General features: G+C 64.6%; 14 protein-coding genes. 12 read left to right on the top strand and 2 right to left on the bottom strand.

Going from position 1 to position 16,571, the window contains the following annotated elements:
* Positions 1-4: 4 nt before the first annotated feature.
* The 4 genes from D5S19_RS18565 (at position 5) to D5S19_RS18580 (ending at position 4,416) form a co-directional block, all read left to right on the top strand.
* Positions 5-1,309 carry an MFS transporter gene (locus D5S19_RS18565; RefSeq protein ID WP_120024608.1) on the top strand — a complete coding sequence of 435 codons (1,305 nt, stop codon included), beginning with the start codon at positions 5-7 and terminating at the stop codon, positions 1,307-1,309.
* A gap of 22 nt (positions 1,310-1,331) precedes the next feature.
* On the top strand, positions 1,332-2,525 hold the full coding sequence (locus D5S19_RS18570; RefSeq protein WP_120024623.1) for a M20 family metallopeptidase: 1,194 nt from the start codon (positions 1,332-1,334) through the stop codon (positions 2,523-2,525).
* An 89-nt stretch (positions 2,526-2,614) separates the two neighbouring features.
* The gene (locus D5S19_RS18575; protein WP_158605566.1) at positions 2,615-3,556 is read left to right on the top strand and encodes a zinc-binding dehydrogenase; all 942 of its coding nucleotides are present in this window, start codon (positions 2,615-2,617) and stop codon (positions 3,554-3,556) included.
* Positions 3,557-3,642: 86 nt separating this feature from the next.
* A complete protein-coding gene (locus D5S19_RS18580; protein ID WP_233574023.1) occupies positions 3,643-4,416 on the top strand; it encodes an IclR family transcriptional regulator in 774 nt (257 codons plus the stop codon).
* A gap of 623 nt (positions 4,417-5,039) precedes the next feature.
* Here D5S19_RS18580 and D5S19_RS33585 read toward each other — a convergent pair.
* Positions 5,040-5,174 carry a hypothetical protein gene (locus D5S19_RS33585; RefSeq protein WP_267901132.1) on the bottom strand — a complete coding sequence of 45 codons (135 nt, stop codon included), beginning with the start codon at positions 5,172-5,174 and terminating at the stop codon, positions 5,040-5,042.
* Between the two features lie 165 nt (positions 5,175-5,339).
* On the opposite strand from D5S19_RS33585, the gene D5S19_RS18590 reads away from it, so the two are divergent.
* From D5S19_RS18590 to D5S19_RS18615, 6 genes are all read left to right on the top strand, one after another.
* Positions 5,340-5,726 carry an acetolactate synthase small subunit gene (locus D5S19_RS18590; protein ID WP_158605567.1) on the top strand — a complete coding sequence of 129 codons (387 nt, stop codon included), beginning with the start codon at positions 5,340-5,342 and terminating at the stop codon, positions 5,724-5,726.
* 480 nt (positions 5,727-6,206) lie between these two features.
* On the top strand, positions 6,207-6,404 hold the full coding sequence (locus D5S19_RS18595) for a hypothetical protein (RefSeq protein ID WP_120024613.1): 198 nt from the start codon (positions 6,207-6,209) through the stop codon (positions 6,402-6,404).
* Between the two features lie 70 nt (positions 6,405-6,474).
* Positions 6,475-7,845, top strand: coding sequence for an MmgE/PrpD family protein (locus D5S19_RS18600; RefSeq protein ID WP_158605568.1), 1,371 nt, complete (start codon positions 6,475-6,477; stop codon positions 7,843-7,845).
* Positions 7,846-8,588: 743 nt separating this feature from the next.
* On the top strand, positions 8,589-9,620 hold the full coding sequence (locus D5S19_RS18605) for a sugar ABC transporter substrate-binding protein (RefSeq protein WP_158605569.1): 1,032 nt from the start codon (positions 8,589-8,591) through the stop codon (positions 9,618-9,620).
* Positions 9,617-11,131: a sugar ABC transporter ATP-binding protein gene (locus tag D5S19_RS18610; protein WP_158605570.1), complete on the top strand. Its 1,515-nt coding sequence runs from the start codon at positions 9,617-9,619 to the stop codon at positions 11,129-11,131. The genes D5S19_RS18605 and D5S19_RS18610 overlap by 4 nt, the downstream gene beginning before the upstream one ends.
* A complete protein-coding gene (locus D5S19_RS18615; RefSeq protein ID WP_120024617.1) occupies positions 11,128-12,132 on the top strand; it encodes an ABC transporter permease in 1,005 nt (334 codons plus the stop codon). Before D5S19_RS18610 ends, D5S19_RS18615 begins: the two co-directional genes overlap by 4 nt.
* 53 nt (positions 12,133-12,185) lie before the next feature.
* On the opposite strand, the gene D5S19_RS33205 is transcribed toward D5S19_RS18615, so the two are convergent.
* Entirely contained in the window at positions 12,186-12,578 is a 393-nt protein-coding gene (locus tag D5S19_RS33205) for a pyridoxal-phosphate dependent enzyme (protein ID WP_325050285.1), read from the bottom strand.
* Between the two features lie 758 nt (positions 12,579-13,336).
* Here D5S19_RS33205 and D5S19_RS18625 point away from each other — a divergent pair.
* Positions 13,337-14,887: a GMC family oxidoreductase gene (locus D5S19_RS18625; RefSeq protein WP_120024618.1), complete on the top strand. Its 1,551-nt coding sequence runs from the start codon at positions 13,337-13,339 to the stop codon at positions 14,885-14,887.
* A 37-nt stretch (positions 14,888-14,924) separates the two neighbouring features.
* The gene (locus D5S19_RS18630) at positions 14,925-16,388 is read left to right on the top strand and encodes an aldehyde dehydrogenase family protein (RefSeq protein WP_120024619.1); all 1,464 of its coding nucleotides are present in this window, start codon (positions 14,925-14,927) and stop codon (positions 16,386-16,388) included.
* Positions 16,389-16,571: the final 183 nt, after the last annotated feature.

Consider the following 16,571-nt stretch of genomic DNA (forward strand, 5'->3'; position numbering starts at 1 on the left):
TGCTATGCAGAAGAAAGCCCTCGGCGCGGCGATGGCCGGACACATCGTCGAATCCTTCGACTTCATCATTTACGGCTACTCGGCGACGATTCTCGCCAAGCATTTCTTTCCCTCCGCGAACCCGGCCCTCGCCCTGCTGTCGACGCTGGCCATCTACGGCGTCGCCTTCATCGTGCGCCCGTTGGGCGGGGCGGTGTTCGGGAGCATGGGCGATCGCCTCGGGCGCCGAACGGCGCTGTGCACCGTCGTGCTGATCATGGCGGTGTCGACCGGGGCTATCGGTGTGCTGCCCACCTACGCGGCCGCCGGGATCGTCGCACCGGTGCTCCTGCTGCTCTGCCGGCTCGGGCAAGGATTGTCGATGGGCGCGGAGTACACGAGCGCGGCTTCCTATGTCATGGAGCAGGCGCCACCGTCGCGGCGGGGCCGATGGATCAGTGCTGTCGGCGGCGCGACCTTCATCGGTGCTGCGTTGGCGGTGTTCCTGCTGCTCGGCCTGCAGCTGTCCGCCGCGGGAGCCTACGCGGACTGGAGTTGGCGGGTGCCGTTCCTCGTGGGCGGAGCCATTGCACTCATTGGGCTTTACATGCGACTGCGCCTCGCGGAGAGCCGGGCCTTCACGACACTCGCCGAGCGGGGCGAAACCACGTCGACGCCGGTGCGCGACTCGCTGAGGAACTGGCGTGTCTTCCTGCTCCTGCTCGTGATCTTCGCGTTGCTGGCGCTCGTTTCGCAGAACTTCCTGGGGTACCTGCCGACCTATCTGACGGTCACCGGGCGGCTGGCTCCGGTCACGGTGCTCGTCGCGAGCGGTATCGCGCTCGTCCTGTGCACCGGGCTGTCGTTGCTGACCGGCGTGCTCGCCGACCGGTTCGGCCGCAAGCCGTTGCTCGTCGCCGGCGTCGTCGCCGCCGTGCTGGGATCGGTGCCCGCCTACCTGGTCGCCGCCGGCGGGTCGCTGGCGACAACCGTCATCGCCGAGATCCTGCTGGTCATCCCCGCGGCGGTGGTCGGCATTACCGCGACCATGGTCGCGGTCGAACTGGTGCCCGTACGGATCCGGGCCACCAGCACCGCGCTGACCTACAACATCAGCTACGCGGTGTTCGGCGGGACCGCACCGTTCGTCGGTGCCCTGATCACCGCGAAATTCGGGAAGCTCGCCCCTGGCGCGTACATCACCATCATCGCCGCACTCGCGCTGGTGGTCGTGCTCGTCGCGTTGCCGGAGACCAAAAACCGCCTCATGCCGGCCCCGTCGCGTAGCGACGACCCGGACTTCGTCCCGGACGCGCTCCCGCATGCCTGACCACGAAAAGGAGGACGTCCCGATGACCGCCACGGTCAAGGACCGCATCGCAGCGCAGTTCCGGCGGCACGAACCCGAGGTTCTCGACCTGTCCCGCCGCATCGGCGCACAACCCGAGCCGGCGTTCGAGGAGCACAAGACCGCGGCGGCGATCATCGATCTCCTGCGTGCCCACGGTGGGTTCGCGATCGAAGAGTCCGTTGCGGGTCTGGATACGGCCTTCACCGCCACGGCGGGCCGAGGCTCACTCGTCATCGGGCTCTGCGCCGAGCTCGACGCCCTGCCGGGAATCGGGCACGGGTGCGGCCACAATGTCATCGCCGCGTCCTCGGTCGGTGCCGCCCTCGCGCTGGCGGCGGTCGCCGATGACCTCGATCTGACGGTCAGGCTGCTGGGCACACCCGCCGAGGAACGGGGCGCAGGCAAGGCGATCATGCTCCGCGAAGGGGCCTTCGACGGCCTGCACGCGGCGATGATGGTGCACCCGACCCTCAAGGACATGGCCACCCCGCACATCCGGGCGCTGCGGCACTGGTCGATCACCTACCACGGCCGCACCGGCCACGCCTCCCGGCCATTCGACGCGTTGAACGCGGCCGACGCCGTCACCATCGCCCAGGTTGCGATCGGGCTGCTGCGCCAGCAGATCAGGGACTCCGACCGGGTCCACACGGTGATCAAGGAAGCCGGCTCGGCGGTCAACGTGATCCCCGGCCAGGCCGTCGTGGAGTGCGTGGTGCGATCCGACACTCTCGACCAGGTCGACCTGCTGTGGGCACGGGTTCGCGCGTGTTTCGAAGCCGGTGCGCTCGGTGCGGGGGCACGCATGGAGATCAGCGAACCGCTTATGTCGCTCAACGGGTTCCGACATGACAGCGCATTGGCCGCGCTCTTCCAAACCAATGCGGAAGCGCTGGGCCGGGTCTTCCCCGACTATCCGGACCGTTCCCTCGGCTCGACCGACATGGCGGAGGTGTCGGTCCACATGCCGGCCATCCACCCCGTGCTGTCGTTCGACTGCCCGCCGGAGGCGGGCAACCACACCGCCGCTTTCGCCGCCGCCGCATGCGGTCCGGAGGGTGACCGGGTCGTCCGGGACGGCGGCCTGGCGCTGGCCTGGACCGTCGCCGATGCCGCACATGACGACGAGGTCCGGCGCCGGCTGATCGACGCGGGCCCGTTCAGCTGGACCGGCACGACAGAAGGAGATCGATGAAGGTAGGACGTATCAGCGCTTTCGGCGGCCCGGAAGTCCTGGAAATCCTGGAAGTGCCCACACCGCGACCCGCCACCGGCGAGGTCCTGGTGAAGTTGCACGCCGCCGGCCTCAACCGGGCGGACCTCAATATCCGGGAGGGCAGATTCGCCGAGGCGCCATTGCCGATCGTGCTCGGCGTGGAAGGCGCCGGCGAGGTCGCCGCAGTCGGCGATGGTGTCACCGGGTTCGCCATTGGTGATCGGGTGGTCATCAATCCCATGGTGGTCTGCGACGAGTGTGAGGCTTGCGCCGCGGGCCGCGACAGCGAGTGTCCTCGCCTGCAGGTCGTGGGCGAGCACTTCGATGGCACCTACGCGGAATACATCGCGCTCCCGGCCCGCAACATGATCGCGGCGCCCGAAGGCCTCGGCTACGAGGCGCTCGCGGCGAGCATTGTCGCCTACATGACGGCATGGCACATGCTCAAAACCCGAGGTCAGCTGCTGGAGGGTGAAACCGTGCTCATCGTCGGCGCCGGCAGCGGCGTGGCCAGCGCCGCCGTGCAGGTGGCGAAAGCCCTCGGTGCCACGGTCATCGCCACCACAAGCACCGAACAGAAAGAACAGCAGGTCCGCGCGCTCGGCGCCGACGAGGTGATCAACTACCGCGCTGAGCCGGACTTCCACGAAGCGGTCCGGAAGCTCACCGGCGGACTCGGGGTGGACCTCGTCCACGAGACCGTCGGGCGCGCCACCGTCGGGAAGTCGATCCTCTCGGCGCGCCATGGCGGGCGCCTGGTCGGCATGGGATCGCACACCGGTTCCGTTGCGGAACTCGACCTGTGGAGCATCTACCGGCGGGAAGTAACACTGATCGGCTGCCACACCTCCAATCGCCCGGAGATCGCTGAATTCCTGCCGCTTCTCGCCGACGGCTCGCTGCGGCCGATCGTCGACTCGGTCTTCCCGCTCGCCGATGCCGCCGATGCCCAGGAGCGACTCAACGCCCCCGATCGTTTCGGGAGGGTCGTCCTGTCGACCACCAGCTGAGCCCGCGGATGTCCGACCACAACGAGACGTCGTTTCGCGGTGTGGAACAATGGTCGTGGTCGAGTTGTCGCGAGGAGAGGGGTCCCGTGGCCCAGTCGGAGTCGAACAAGCCGGTCGCAGCCGTCCTCAACACGTTCCGCGTGCTCGAGGAAGTGGCCCGGCGACAGCCCATCGGAGTCTCGGAGCTGGCGCGGGCCACCGAGATGCCGAAGAGCAGCGTGCAGCGGTGCCTGATGACGTTGCAGCATGTCGGCTGGCTTCGGATGGTCGATCCGGAGCGCGCCCGGTGGGGTGTGACGACAAAACCTCTTGGTATCGGACTGCGAGCGGCGGGGGAGGAAGGGCTGCGAGAGGCGGCGCAACCGTTCCTGGAAGAACTCCGGGACGTCACGGAGGAAACCATTCACCTCACCGTCTGTGACGGTGGCTCCCTGATCATCATCGCCCGGCGCGACAGCCCGCAGCCCGTGCGGACGTTCGTCGAGATCGGTACCCGGGCTCCCATCCACGCGACCGCGTCCGGCCTGGCCATGATGGCGCACATGGGCGACGACGAGCTCGATCGTGTGCTGGGGACCGACCTGCAGAAGTACACCCGCTCAACGCTGGTGGACCGATCCGGCGTGCTCGCCGAGGTCGAACGCACCCGAAAACGAGGTTACGCGGTCAACGACGCATCCATGTGGCGCCCTGACGTCAGCGCCATCGCCGCTGCCGTCACCACGTCATCCGGCCGGCCGATCGCGGCGGTCGCGATTTCGATTCCATCGAGCCGTTTCGACCGTAAACGCTTCCGCTTTTATGGCGACCATGCCCTGGAAACGGCTGCGAAAATCAGCGAGGCGATACAAAAACTCTGACTCCGCAAACCTGACTCAACCCGGCCGGGACCAGGAACCCATCACGACCAGCATCCTCGTTCCGGTGACTTGACCGTTTGTGCGCGGCAGGCCGACCACTCCAGGGTTCCGGCAAAGTCGGTGTAGAGGTCCGTGAAGGGACCCTTCACGGACTCAGAGTCCGTGAAGGGACCCTTCACAGACCCGAAACCGGTCCGGCGCACGCCACGAGGTGGTCGCACACACCTCCGCATCGCCCACTGCCGGGTCCCCGACCAACTTTGCCGACACCCTGGCCGACCACTCGCTGCAAAGTCGTGGATGTTCGTGGCGCGAACGCGCACGAGTGCGTCGGGATCTTCGGCGAGCGTCAAGACCTCAGTGGCTTCCGGAATGTCTTCGGCGGAAGACGGGATCGTGTAGAGCTCAACGTTTCCGGCGAAACGCAGGGTGGATATGATCAGGGAGCGTTATTCGTGCTCATCGCCGGCCGAGTCGGGTAGAATTCGAGCGATGTGATGATCCGAGTGACCTTGGGAAGCTCGGAAAGACGTCCTCGATACCCGGTCGCAAGCATCTTCCAGTTCTCGACATGGGCGATGCATCGTTCGACAGCGGATCGTATTGAAGAGATGGAACCCCATTCACCACTGGAGCTGATCCGAATGCCGGAGCACATGCTTGCCGTCGTCGCGGCGCCGGGACGCGAGGTGCCTGCGCGCGTAGCCGGACTGTGTATGCCCTCGGACATCGAGATCAGTGGCATGCAATTCAGTCATCCGCCGGAGTCGGACCTGTGGTGGATTCAGCTGACGGTGCGAGTCCCCTCGGCCCCAGGGTTCCGGCAAAGTCGGTATAGAGGTCCGTGAAGGGACCCTTCACGGACTCTGAGTCTGTGGAGGGTCCCTTCACAGACCCGAAACCGGTCCGGCGCACGCCACGAGGTGGTCGCACACACCTCCGCATCGCCCACTGCCGGGTCCCCGACCAACTTTGCCGACACCCTGCCCTCGGCCCAGAGGCTGGAACTGCTCACCAAGCGTCTGAACCGGCTCGTCGACGTGCTCCGGGTCGTCACCCTCGAGCTCGACGGGCACCGCAGGCAGTCGGTCCATGTCCGGCTGCGACCTGACAGCGCCGATCTGGTCCAGGTCGGCGAGCTGGTCCGGTGGTTCCACGCCGAGACAGTCGAGATCACGGCAGGGGTGATGGTGTTGCACCTGACCGCTGCGCCCGCTCAGTGCAACGCGTTCGTGTCGATGCTCCGACCGTTCGGGGTCGTCGAGTTCATGACGACCGCAGTGTCCGGTTTCGGGCCCGTGGGAGCGTGACCACCCGTCTGCCGCGCGTGTCCTCTCGTTCGCCAGGGTGAGCTCGGCCTGTGGCTGTCCTGTCAGGGACGGCAAGCAGCACGGGTTGGCAGTGTCCGGGCGCTCCGCGACTGTCCTGCCAAGGGCTTCATCACCTTCGCGGTGGCGACACGCCAACGATCCACTGGCCTGTCCGGCAACCCCTGATCTGCAATCCCTTACCCACCAACACATCCACACCAGGACAAAAGCAGCTCGCAGTCATCGGCCGCCAGGTCGAAAATCCAGTTGTGCCGCGACCATCCACTGTGGAGCCTCGTAAGGTCGCGAACCCGGGGACCGCGATCGCGATCCGGTCTGCTCGCGGGAAGTCGCGGTCTTGACACGCGCGGACCGCACTGCGAACCTCTGTTGTACTGTACAACAGAACGTCGTCCTAGCTAGTGGTACGGACGCCCGAGGTGTTTCGCCGAGTTCCGCACAGCGAGAAGGGCGAGGAGGATGAGCCTGTATGTGCTGCTGGCGCCGGCGATCGCCGGCCAGGACTCGCTGATCATCGGCGCCGCGTTGAGTGTGCTGCTTTGCTATGTGCTGAACAGGTCGAGTGGCTGCAGCGCGGTCATCTTCGGTCACCGCCGTCCTCGTCCCGCGCGGGCCGGCCACGCGGGCTCGTCAGCCGGCTGCGCACGGTGTATCTGACTCAACGCTGACAGAACCTCCGACCCCGGTCATGGCACCGGCGTCGCGAGCGACCCCGGAAGGTATGACAATGCCCGCACCCCTGACGACAGCGATCATCGACCAGGTCCGCGAATACGCGGTCGACACCCTGCCCCCCGATGTCGTGACGGCGGCCAAACACTGCCTGCTCGACTGGCTCGGCTGCGCGGTCGCCGGATCCGGTGAGCCGATCGCCGAGATACTGCGGGCCCAGGCCGACGCCGACGGCGGGCGTCGGGAATGCTCGATCATGGGACAGCCCGGCAAGGTCAACACCACGCAAGCCTGTCTCATCAACGGCGCGGCCAGTCACAGCCAGGATTACGACGACGTTCTGGAGATCATGCTGGGACATCCGTCGGTCACGGTGGCACCCGTCGCGTTCGCACTGGGCGAGCGCGACCGGCGCAGCGGTGCCGATGTGCTCGCGGCGTTCGTGGCCGGTGTGCAGGTCGAGGCGTCGGTGGGCGCGCTGGTGGAGCCGCAGCACCACGAACGGGGCTGGCACACCACCGCCACGCTCGGCACGTTCGGCGCGACCGCCGCCGCCTGCCGGTTGCTCGGCTTGGACCGTGACGCGTGGAACCGGGCATTCGGCCTCGCCGCGACCCAGGCGGGTGGGCTCAAGAGCATGTTCGGCACGATGGGGAAGCCGTTTCACGCCGGTAAGGCCGCCGCTCAAGGGTATGTCGCCGCATCGCTCGCCGCCCGGGGCATGACGAGCGCACCGAACGTGCTGGAGATACCACGCGGCTTTCTCGATGTGACCACGCCGGGTGCGCCGGGCGGGCGAACATCGCTGCCGCCAAAGGATTTCGCGGTGCGTCAGGTCCTGTTCAAGGCACACGCCGCCTGCTACCTGACGCATTCCACCATCGAGGGTGTGCTGGAATTGGCCCGCACGCACAAGTTCTCGGTGGCCGACATCGAGAGCATCGAGGTCGAGGTGCTGCCGGTGCACCGGACGACGTGCGCGATAAGCGCGCCGGAGACCGGGCTGGAAGCCAAGTTCAGCATCGCGCATGCGGCGGCCATCGCGCTGGTCGAAGGGAAGGCAGGCGAGGCGCAGTTCACCGACGGTATCGTGCACCGGCCTGGAATTCGCGAACTCGCCGGCCGCGTCGTCCTGCGTGAAGGGGAGTCGCAGCGTTCCCAGATGGTCACACCGGTCCGGATCACCCTGTGCGACGGGCGGCGCCTCGACGCGGTGGTGGACACCGGTGCCCCGGCGCGGGGTGCGGGCATCGCTCGGCAGTGGGATCGACTGGTTGCCAAGTTCATGGACTTGACGACGCCGGTCCTAGGCGCATCGGCCGCCGGCAGGATCGTCGCCCTCGTCGAGAAGCTCGAGCAGCTTTCGACGCTTGACGAACTCACCGGCATGGTCGGCGGAGGATTGCTTGATGCCCGATTCCGTTGAGCTGCGAGGAGGGCACGACGTTCGACTCCGACCCGGATGGGCTGTGCCGCTTACGTCGGCGATTTCTCCAACGGCGGTCTTCGGTAAATACCAGCGACAATCGTGTCGCCGCGCGGTGGTCGGCGTTGATCACGGTCCGTGCCGTACCGCAGTAGCTGCGGACGAGGATCTCGGCGCTGACTCCGGCCGCGCGGTCAGTGGCCTGGGCGACCGCCCACGCCCGTAGTGGATCCGAATGCCCGCTGATGTGCCGTGGCAGCAGATCCACCTCCGGGCACAGTTGGCTGGCGTGTGTATCCAGGACCGGCTCGAGTTCGATGCGGCGCCTGAAACCGAACTCCCGCAAGATCGACATTTTGTCCACGGTCGTGCGCATTCCCCTGCGCCACGTGGCCCATGCCCTTCTTCGCTGCACGATTGTCACCCCGCATCAGCGATCATCGGAGCCCAGTGGATGTTCCTCTACGCGCCACCGGCCGGCGGCCTGGCGACACCGTGGCTCCAGGCTGAGGCGCACACGCCTGCGTCACGTTTCGGTTACGGCCCCCCGAGCGCGAGCGCGGACCTTGACAGTGCTGTGTCCGCGGTGCCATCGTTTCAGGCCAACGTACAGAACGGCGTTCCATTAGATGGCATAGCCGTGAATGTGGCCACCGATTGCATTCCGGGTATCGGGCCGACGTGCACCCTCCCCGGCTGCGCGGCACCAGGGCAAAGCAGCTACTCGATCCAAAGAGGACAAAATGGCGAGCAAATTCCTGAAAGCGTTTGCAGCTACAGCCGCTGGGGCACTCGTGCTGGCGCTTGCCGTCGGGTGCAGTTCACCCTCGAGGGACGGCGGTCCCGCCTCGGCATCGGCGGCCCGTCCATCCAGCCCCCAAGCTCTCTCCGAGCTCAATGTCGGGTTCTTCATGACCACGACTGCGAATCCGTACGCCGCCATCTTCAGCAACGCGGTTCAGTCCGCGGCGAAGGCTGCCGGCGTGAAGCTCACCGAGATCGACTCAAACCTCGATCTGCAGACGCAGATCAACCAGATGCAGCAGGCCGTGGCTCGCAAGACCTACAACGCGTGGATTGTGGTGCCGGTCGACGGGGCGAAGGTGTGCAATCAGGTCAAGGCGGCCATCAACGCCGGCATCCGCGTGATGGAGACCAATCAGTACGTGTGTAACGGCGCGGATATCGGGCAGGTCGGTTTTACGGGCTGGCAGACCCAGGAGACTGAAGCCGCGTGGTGGAAGACGATCCTCGATCAGAACTCCCAGGCGAAAGTAGCGTTTCTCGCAGGTCCATCCACCGTTGGCCTGGTCCAATCGATGAAAACACAGATGGAAACGGCGTTCAGGGATCATCCGCAAGCCAGTCTGGTGTCCTATCTCAACACGGACTGGAGCACTCAAGATGGGCTTCGGATGACTCAGGACCTTCTGCGCGCGCATCCAGACGTACAGGTCATCGTGTCGAGCTACTCAGTCGTCACCCGCGGCGCGCAGCAAGCCCTGGCGCAAGCCGGGCTTCTCGGAAAAGTCAAAGTTTATGACTGGGCAGGCGATACCTGGCTCGTGGGCCAGATCCAGGCCGGCAATGTCGCCATGACTCTCCCCGGGCTGCCAGTGTCGGAAGGTAAGGCGTCAGTCGACAACCTGGTGGCCTACTGGACGGGTAAGCCGTACCCGAAGGTCGACACCCTGACGAAGGGCTCCGCACTTGCAAATGGCCCGTACGTGACCCGGCAGAACGCGGCCGGCTATGAGGCACAATGGACGGCGTGACGGCCGCACCGCGGGGGGTGGCGGTGCGATGCGTGGATGTCTCGAAGATTTATGAGGGAACAGCGGCGGTGCGTTCCCTGAGTCTGGTGATCGAACAGGGCACGATTCACGCCTTGGTCGGCGCAAACGGTGCTGGTAAGTCGACCCTGCTCGGCATGATGAGCGGCCGCACGCGACCGACCACCGGTCGAATCGAGGTCTTCGGCAACGACCTCGTCGGCGGCCGGCCGCGAGATGCGCACGCGGCTGGAATCGCCTGCGTGTACCAGGAATTGAGTCTCGTTCCGCATCTGAATGCCTGTGCGAACGTATTCCTCGGGTCGGAGCGGGTGAGACGAGGAATACTCGATGACCGCGCCATGATGCGGCGATATGCCGAGCTTTGCACCATGCTCGAGGTCGATATCGACCCGCATACGCGGGCGAGCGATCTTAGCGTGGCGGCAGGCCAGCTTATTGAGATCATGCGGGCAGTCCAGCGTGGCAGCCGTCTGCTGCTGCTTGACGAGCCAACCGCTGCGCTGTCCCAACGAGAGCGTGAGAATCTCTTGACGCTGATGCGCCGTCTTCGGGGCAACGGAACGACGATCGTCCTGGTGACACACAACCTCGACGAGGTACTGGCCGTAAGCGACACGGTGACGGTGATGCGCAACGCCAAAATTGTGCAGTCGGCTCCTGCGAGGAGCTATACCAAGCCTGGCTTGGTGAAGCTGATGGTCGGGGATATGCCGAACTTCGTTGCACAGGACCACGCGCGCCCGGACGGCGAGGTGCTGCTGCGGATCGCCGGGTGCACCGTAGGAGGTGCGATCACCGACGTGTCACTAGAGGTGCGCGCCAATGAGGTGCTTGGCATAGCCGGTCTCGTGGGGGCCGGGCGATCCAGCCTTCTGCGCGCGATCGCCGGTGCGGAATCCACGGCGACAGGGCGCATGTACCTGCGGGATAATCGAGAAGCCAGCTGGCCTGTGTCGCCGCGCAAAGCGCATCGCCTGGGGATCTCACTGCTACCCGAGGATCGGAAAACGCAAGGCCTGATCCTTGGCATGAGTATTCCTGACAACGTGACCTTGCCCAGGCTGTACCCGTTCTCGCGTGCTGGGCTGGTCAGCTCGAAGCGTCAACTGGGCTTTGCGCAGGAACGCTTGGCGGCGTTCAATCTCAATCGCACAGTGAGTAGGTATCCGGTGAATCAGCTCTCGGGCGGAGGACAACAGAAAGTCGCGTTCGCGCGCGCCATGGTTGTCGACCCCGAGATCCTGCTTGTCGACGAACCGACGCGGGGCGTTGACGTCGGGGCGAAAGCGGAACTCCTTCGAGCGATCCGTGAGTTCGCAGGCCAAGGCAAGGGTGTGATCGTGACCAGCGCCGAGACCGAAGAGCTCCTCGAAATTTGCGACCGTATCATGGTGCTTTCCGCTGGACGAGTTGTCGGTCACTTCGACCTGCATCAGCACAAGCCAACCGTACGTGAAATTTTCGATATCGCGTTTGGAGTTGAACAATGACCGCGCGGTCCGACACTCGAGACGCGGCCAACCTCGCGTCGGCGCCTACCGTCGAGACGCCGACGGGAAGCCGTTCTCGCCGAATGCTGCAAGCCTTTGGAATCTACGCGGTTCTCGTCGGCGTGGTAGCCGCGGCGACGATCGCCTATCATGGCTTTCTGACCTGGGACAATATCAAGATTATGCTCACTCAGAATGCGCCCCTCGGTATCGTCGCGGTAGGGATGACCTTGGTCATTATCGCCGGAGGCTTCGACCTGTCGGTCGGATCGGTATATGCAGCGTCCGGTACGATCGCAGCTGGACTCTCAATCCACGGATCCGTGCTGGTTGGGATGATCGCCGGAGTCGCCGCCGGCGTGTTTGCCGGGCTCATCAACGGGTTCGTTGTGGCGAAGCTCAACATAAATCCGTTCATCGCGACGCTGGGCTCATCGACGGTATTCTCCGGAATTATTCTACTCATAACCAACAGTCAGCCTTACACGGTGGACAAGGCCTCGTTCGCCGACCTCGGGCAGTCCACGATTGCCGGCATTCCGTTGCCACTGCTCTTTGTCGTAGTCACGTTCGTGATCGGGTGGATCGTCCTCAATCGGACCATAGTCGGCCGACAACTGCTGTCGGTAGGCGGCAACCGCGAAGCGAGCAGGCTCGCCGGCATCAGGACCACGGTGGTCGTCGGTGGGGCGTATGTCGTCAGCGGGACCCTGGCCGGCTTTGCGGGTGTCGTCAGTGCTTCTCAGCTGGGCGTGGGGCAAGGCGGCCTTGGTACGAATTTGGCGCTGGAAGCGATCGCGATCGTCGTGATCGGTGGTACGTCACTACTCGGCGGCGAAGGCAGCGTCGTCCGTACCGCAGTGGGCCTCCTGATCATCGCCAGCTTGAACAATCTGTTCTTCAGCCTGGCCTTCGACTCGAACTGGCAATCCATCGCTCAAGGCTTGATCATCATCGTCGCTGTCGGCTTCGACCAGTTGATGCGGAAACGCAGTCGCTGACGGAACGTCGCACCAGTCTCTGCGGTGTCGTGTGAGGCCCGGCCGCGGCGTCGTCATACATGTCGCCGCCGCGACGATCTCAACGGCAGTGCCACCCGGTACGGCAATCCGTTCCCGCTTCTGGCGCGGGTTCGAACGTGGCGGGTACACCCGGCCGCGCGCCCCGAGTGCCGCGCAGGCCGCCGCGAACCCCGCGCGTGGTTTCCCGCGCTGGCCGCGACCACAACGGTTGCCCGCTGCGCCGTGTCAAGGCTGCAGATCAGGTTGAACGCGCCGCGCGCCTGGTAAGAGCGGACCGGCTGCAGATCCTCGCGCTTGAGGAGGACCTCAGCACGGAGCCGAGCCGACATGCGACCGTTGCGCTCCAATGGTGTTGCCGCGATGTAACGCGCCAGGCGGTGAGCGGCTTGGGTGAGCGCCTCCGCGTCCACAAGCGAGGCGGTCATAGCTGGACGCCTCGGGTATCGAGCTCACCGTTTGCCGGTGTTGCATCGGACCGTCGCCGGCCACGGCCGGATCCCGGATTCACCGCGCGGTGCAGACGGCCGCCCTCCGGTTCGGTAGTGGCTGTCCCTCCGACACTGGTCGCGCAGAGTGATCCGTCGCGAACCCCATCTGCGACAGACTCCATGCGGCCGCGACCGTCTCGCGGACAACCGCGCCCATCGGCCGTTGGCGTTCACGCGCGCAGCCGAGCCGGCCGGAGTGTCGCAGAGATCCTGGGCGGTGGGTCGGATCGTGAGCCCTCGGGTGCGCCGATCTTTATCGAGTCCGAAAGCCGGCTCCCGGGTTGGTTGACACGAGGGCAGTATCACTCTACTGTTCCAACATGGCGGCCGTCGTCCCGTACAGCGGAACGATCACGAAGCCTTGACCGCTATGGTCAGCAGAAAGGTCAAAGGGGTACGACAGTGAAGTCCGCCCAATTTCATACTTTCAGCGAGCATGCTCCTGCTGGGACTCAAAGCAGCAGCCATCGAAGAGATCGCAATCAAGCGCGGAACCTCGGTGAATTTGATCGGTAAGGGGACCACTTCATATCGGGGTTCTGCGTTTTTTATTGGCAGGAAACAGGTTCCAGTGGCAGCGTCCACGCTGTTACGCGGCCAGCGTGCCACTTAGCGGTACGCCGCCGAGGCCCAGAAGAGTGTCGGCGGCTTCTGGATGACCCGAAATGTTGAGAGATCGAGGGCGTGAAGGTGTCATGACTAGTAACTGGGATGTGGTGGTCGTCGGGGCCGGGGCTAGCGGACTGGCGTTGGCCGCACGGCTTGCGGATCGTGGTGCGACTGTCTTGGTGCTCGAGGCGGGAGCTGACTTTCGGTCTGTAGATCTTCACCCGGCGTGGCGTTCGCCCAATGCGGTGCAGCCGTATCTCAGCGGTTTGAGCAGTGATTATCTCTGGCCCGACCTGATGGCAGCGCGAACAGACAGCCAGCAGCCGGCACCGTACGCTCGCGGTAAAGGAGTTGGTGGGAGCTCGATCGTCAACGGCCAAATTGCCATTCGGCCTCCGGCTAATGACTTCGATGAGTGGGCCGAGGCAGGGTGCAAGGGTTGGGGATATGCCGATGTCGTGCGTTATCTCTGCCGACTTGAGAACGATCTGGACTTCGGCGACGCCGATTATCACGGTGCGGGTGGCCCGACTCCGATCTATCGGACGCCATTGTCGAAGTGGGGAGCTGTAGACCGCGGACTCAGGTCTGCGGCGCTCGAGCGGGGTTTCGCGTGGGCCGACGATGTCAACGCTCCTGGCGCTACGGGTGTTTCGCCCTACCCGTACAACGCCCTGGACTTCCACCGCGTAACTGCCAACGACGCATACGTGGAGCCACGGCGAGAAATGTCGAACCTGCACATTCGCAGCGGGGCGGTGGTTGACACCATCGAACTGCAGGGCGGTCGGGCAACCTCGGTTGTGCTGATAGACGGCACGAGGATCAGTGGTGGTGAGATTGTACTGTCCGGCGGCGTTGTTGGATCAGCGGAGATTCTCCTGCGCTCCGGCATCGGGCCGTCAAACGAGCTTGCCGGCCTCGGCATTCGAGTGAACCAGCATCTACCCGTAGGGCAGTATGTGCAGGATCACCCACAGCTGCACCTGAACGTGCCGGTGCGGCCTGAACTCGCGGCCGGTGTGGACGACCGTCACACAAACTGCTGTGTGCGATTTTCGAGCGGTATCGGTGATGCGGACAACGATTTAATGCTGATTTCGGGCAATCAGGACGTTTCGTCGTTCTATCCGTCGGGTGTTCAAGCAGGATGCGGTACGGTGGATGTCTGGCTGAACCGAGCCAACTCGACAGGCGACATTACTCTTGTTTCGCGCGATCCGTCCCAAAGGGCACGAGTTCGCCAGAGGTTCCTTTCTGATGCTCACGATATGGAGCGAATGAAGTACGGCGTGCGTCTGACGGCGGACCTTCTCGAGTCGAGCGGTTTTGCCGAGATTTCGTCGGAGAGTCCTCGAAACGTCAACCAGGAGCTGCTGCAGGCCATCGAGCACGGCGATCGCGCGTTCGAGAAGTACCTGCTGGACACGGTGACCGATACGGCACATCTCACGGGCTCGTGCCGGATGGGGGCCGACGATGCGGACGGCGTCGTCGTTGACTCCGAATGCCGCGTGCTGGGCGTCGAGGGCCTCAGGGTGGTCGACGCGTCGATCCTTCCGTTCTGCCCTCGTTCCAACACATACCTCGTCTCGCTGATGCTGGGCGAAGTAATGGGCGACCGGCTCGACGCGTAAGTAGTCAACAGATGAACGCGACAGTAGGGAGCGCGGAGTGAAGCATCTTCAGAATCTCATCGGCGGCACATGGTCTACTGGTGATGTTGTGGATTTCGTCGAGATCATCAACCCGGCAACCGAGACTCCGGTCGCCTCGATGCCGCTGAGCACGGCGCTCGAGGTGAATGCGGCCGTTGACGCGGCCGCCGACGCCGCAAAGGGTTGGTCGAAGCTTCCTCTTCAGGAGCGAGTGGACGCCCTTCTGCGGATCGCCGACGTGCTTGAAGACCATGTAGCGGAGATCGCCGATATCGAAGAACTTGACATGGGCCGTCCCGCGGCAGTCGGCGAGCAGTGGATTCGAGGCGCCGTACAGGGTTTCCGCAATGATGTCGAGTTGGCCCTCAAGTATCCGTTCGTACAGCCAAGCGCTGACCACACGAGTACCGTCACGCGAAAGCCCTTGGGTGTGGCGGGGGTCATCGTCCCGTGGAACTTTCCCACGAACGTCATCCTCGCCGCCATCGGCCCCTCACTGGCGGCCGGCAATACCGTCGTGCTCAAGCCGTCGGAGCGGGCTCCCATGTCAGCTATGCGACTCGCTGAACTGTTCGATCTTCCGGGCGGAGTATTGAACGTAGTTTTCGGTGTCGGAAAAGCCGGTGCCGCGCTGACCCAGAATCCGGGAGTGAAGGTCACTCACTTCACTGGGTCGGTGGCATCGGGGACAGCAGTCGCGGCCGAGGGCGCGAAGCACCTGCGCCGAGTCGTTCTGGAACTCGGGGGTAAAGATCCGGCTATCGTTGACAGCGGAGTCGATGTCGCTGACGTGGCCGCCGACGTCGCGCGCGGGGCGTTCACCAACACCGGGCAACTCTGCACGTCCATCGAGCGGATCTACGTTCATCGCGCGGTCGCAGAGGAGTTCACCGCCGAGCTCGTCGCCGCCGCGGCGACTTATGTGCGGCGCGAAGAAGGAGAACGACACGACAGGCAGCTCGGCCCCATGGTGGACGGAGCGCAGCGTGACATCGTGGTGGCGCACGTCGATGACGCGGTGTCCCGCGGTGCGACTGTTCTTGCTGGGGGTGTAGTGCCGGACGGACCCGGCTATTGGTACCCGGCTACGGTGCTCGCCGATGTGACGGACGAGATGCTCATCGTGACTGACGAGACTTTCGGTCCGGTCGCCGCTGTTCAGGTCGTGGACGACTTTGCCGAAGGGGTGGCGAAGGCGAAGAAGACGGAGTTCGGTTTGTCCGCGACTGTATACAGCAACAGCTCCGAACGGATTGATCTCGCCGCGCGCGAAATCGAGACAGGCATCATCTGGGTCAACCAATGGCTACGGGGCACGTCGGAACTCATCTATGAGCCGGCGGGGCTCAGTGGCGTCACGGCCCTGGGCGGTTTCGCCGGATATGACGCAATCACCCGGCCTTCGAGTCTCGTCGGTACGGTAGCCGGCGACACCCCGGAAAGTGTCCCGGTTGACGAGGTGAAGGCTGTAGCAGAATAAAGTGGCCCCGGGTTCGATGCGCATCCTTGGAATTCGAAGGATGCGTAGCGACCGGCCCAGGGCCCCGGCAAAGTTGGTCGGGGGCCCGGCAGCGGGCGATGCGGAGGTGTGTGTGCGACCACCTCGTGGCGTGCGCCGGACCGGTTTCGGGTCCGTGAAGGGACCCTTCACGGACTCTGCCCA

It is taken from the genome of Amycolatopsis panacis (assembly GCF_003600245.1).
In the GTDB taxonomy this organism is placed as follows: Bacteria; Actinomycetota; Actinomycetes; order Mycobacteriales; family Pseudonocardiaceae; genus Amycolatopsis; species Amycolatopsis sulphurea.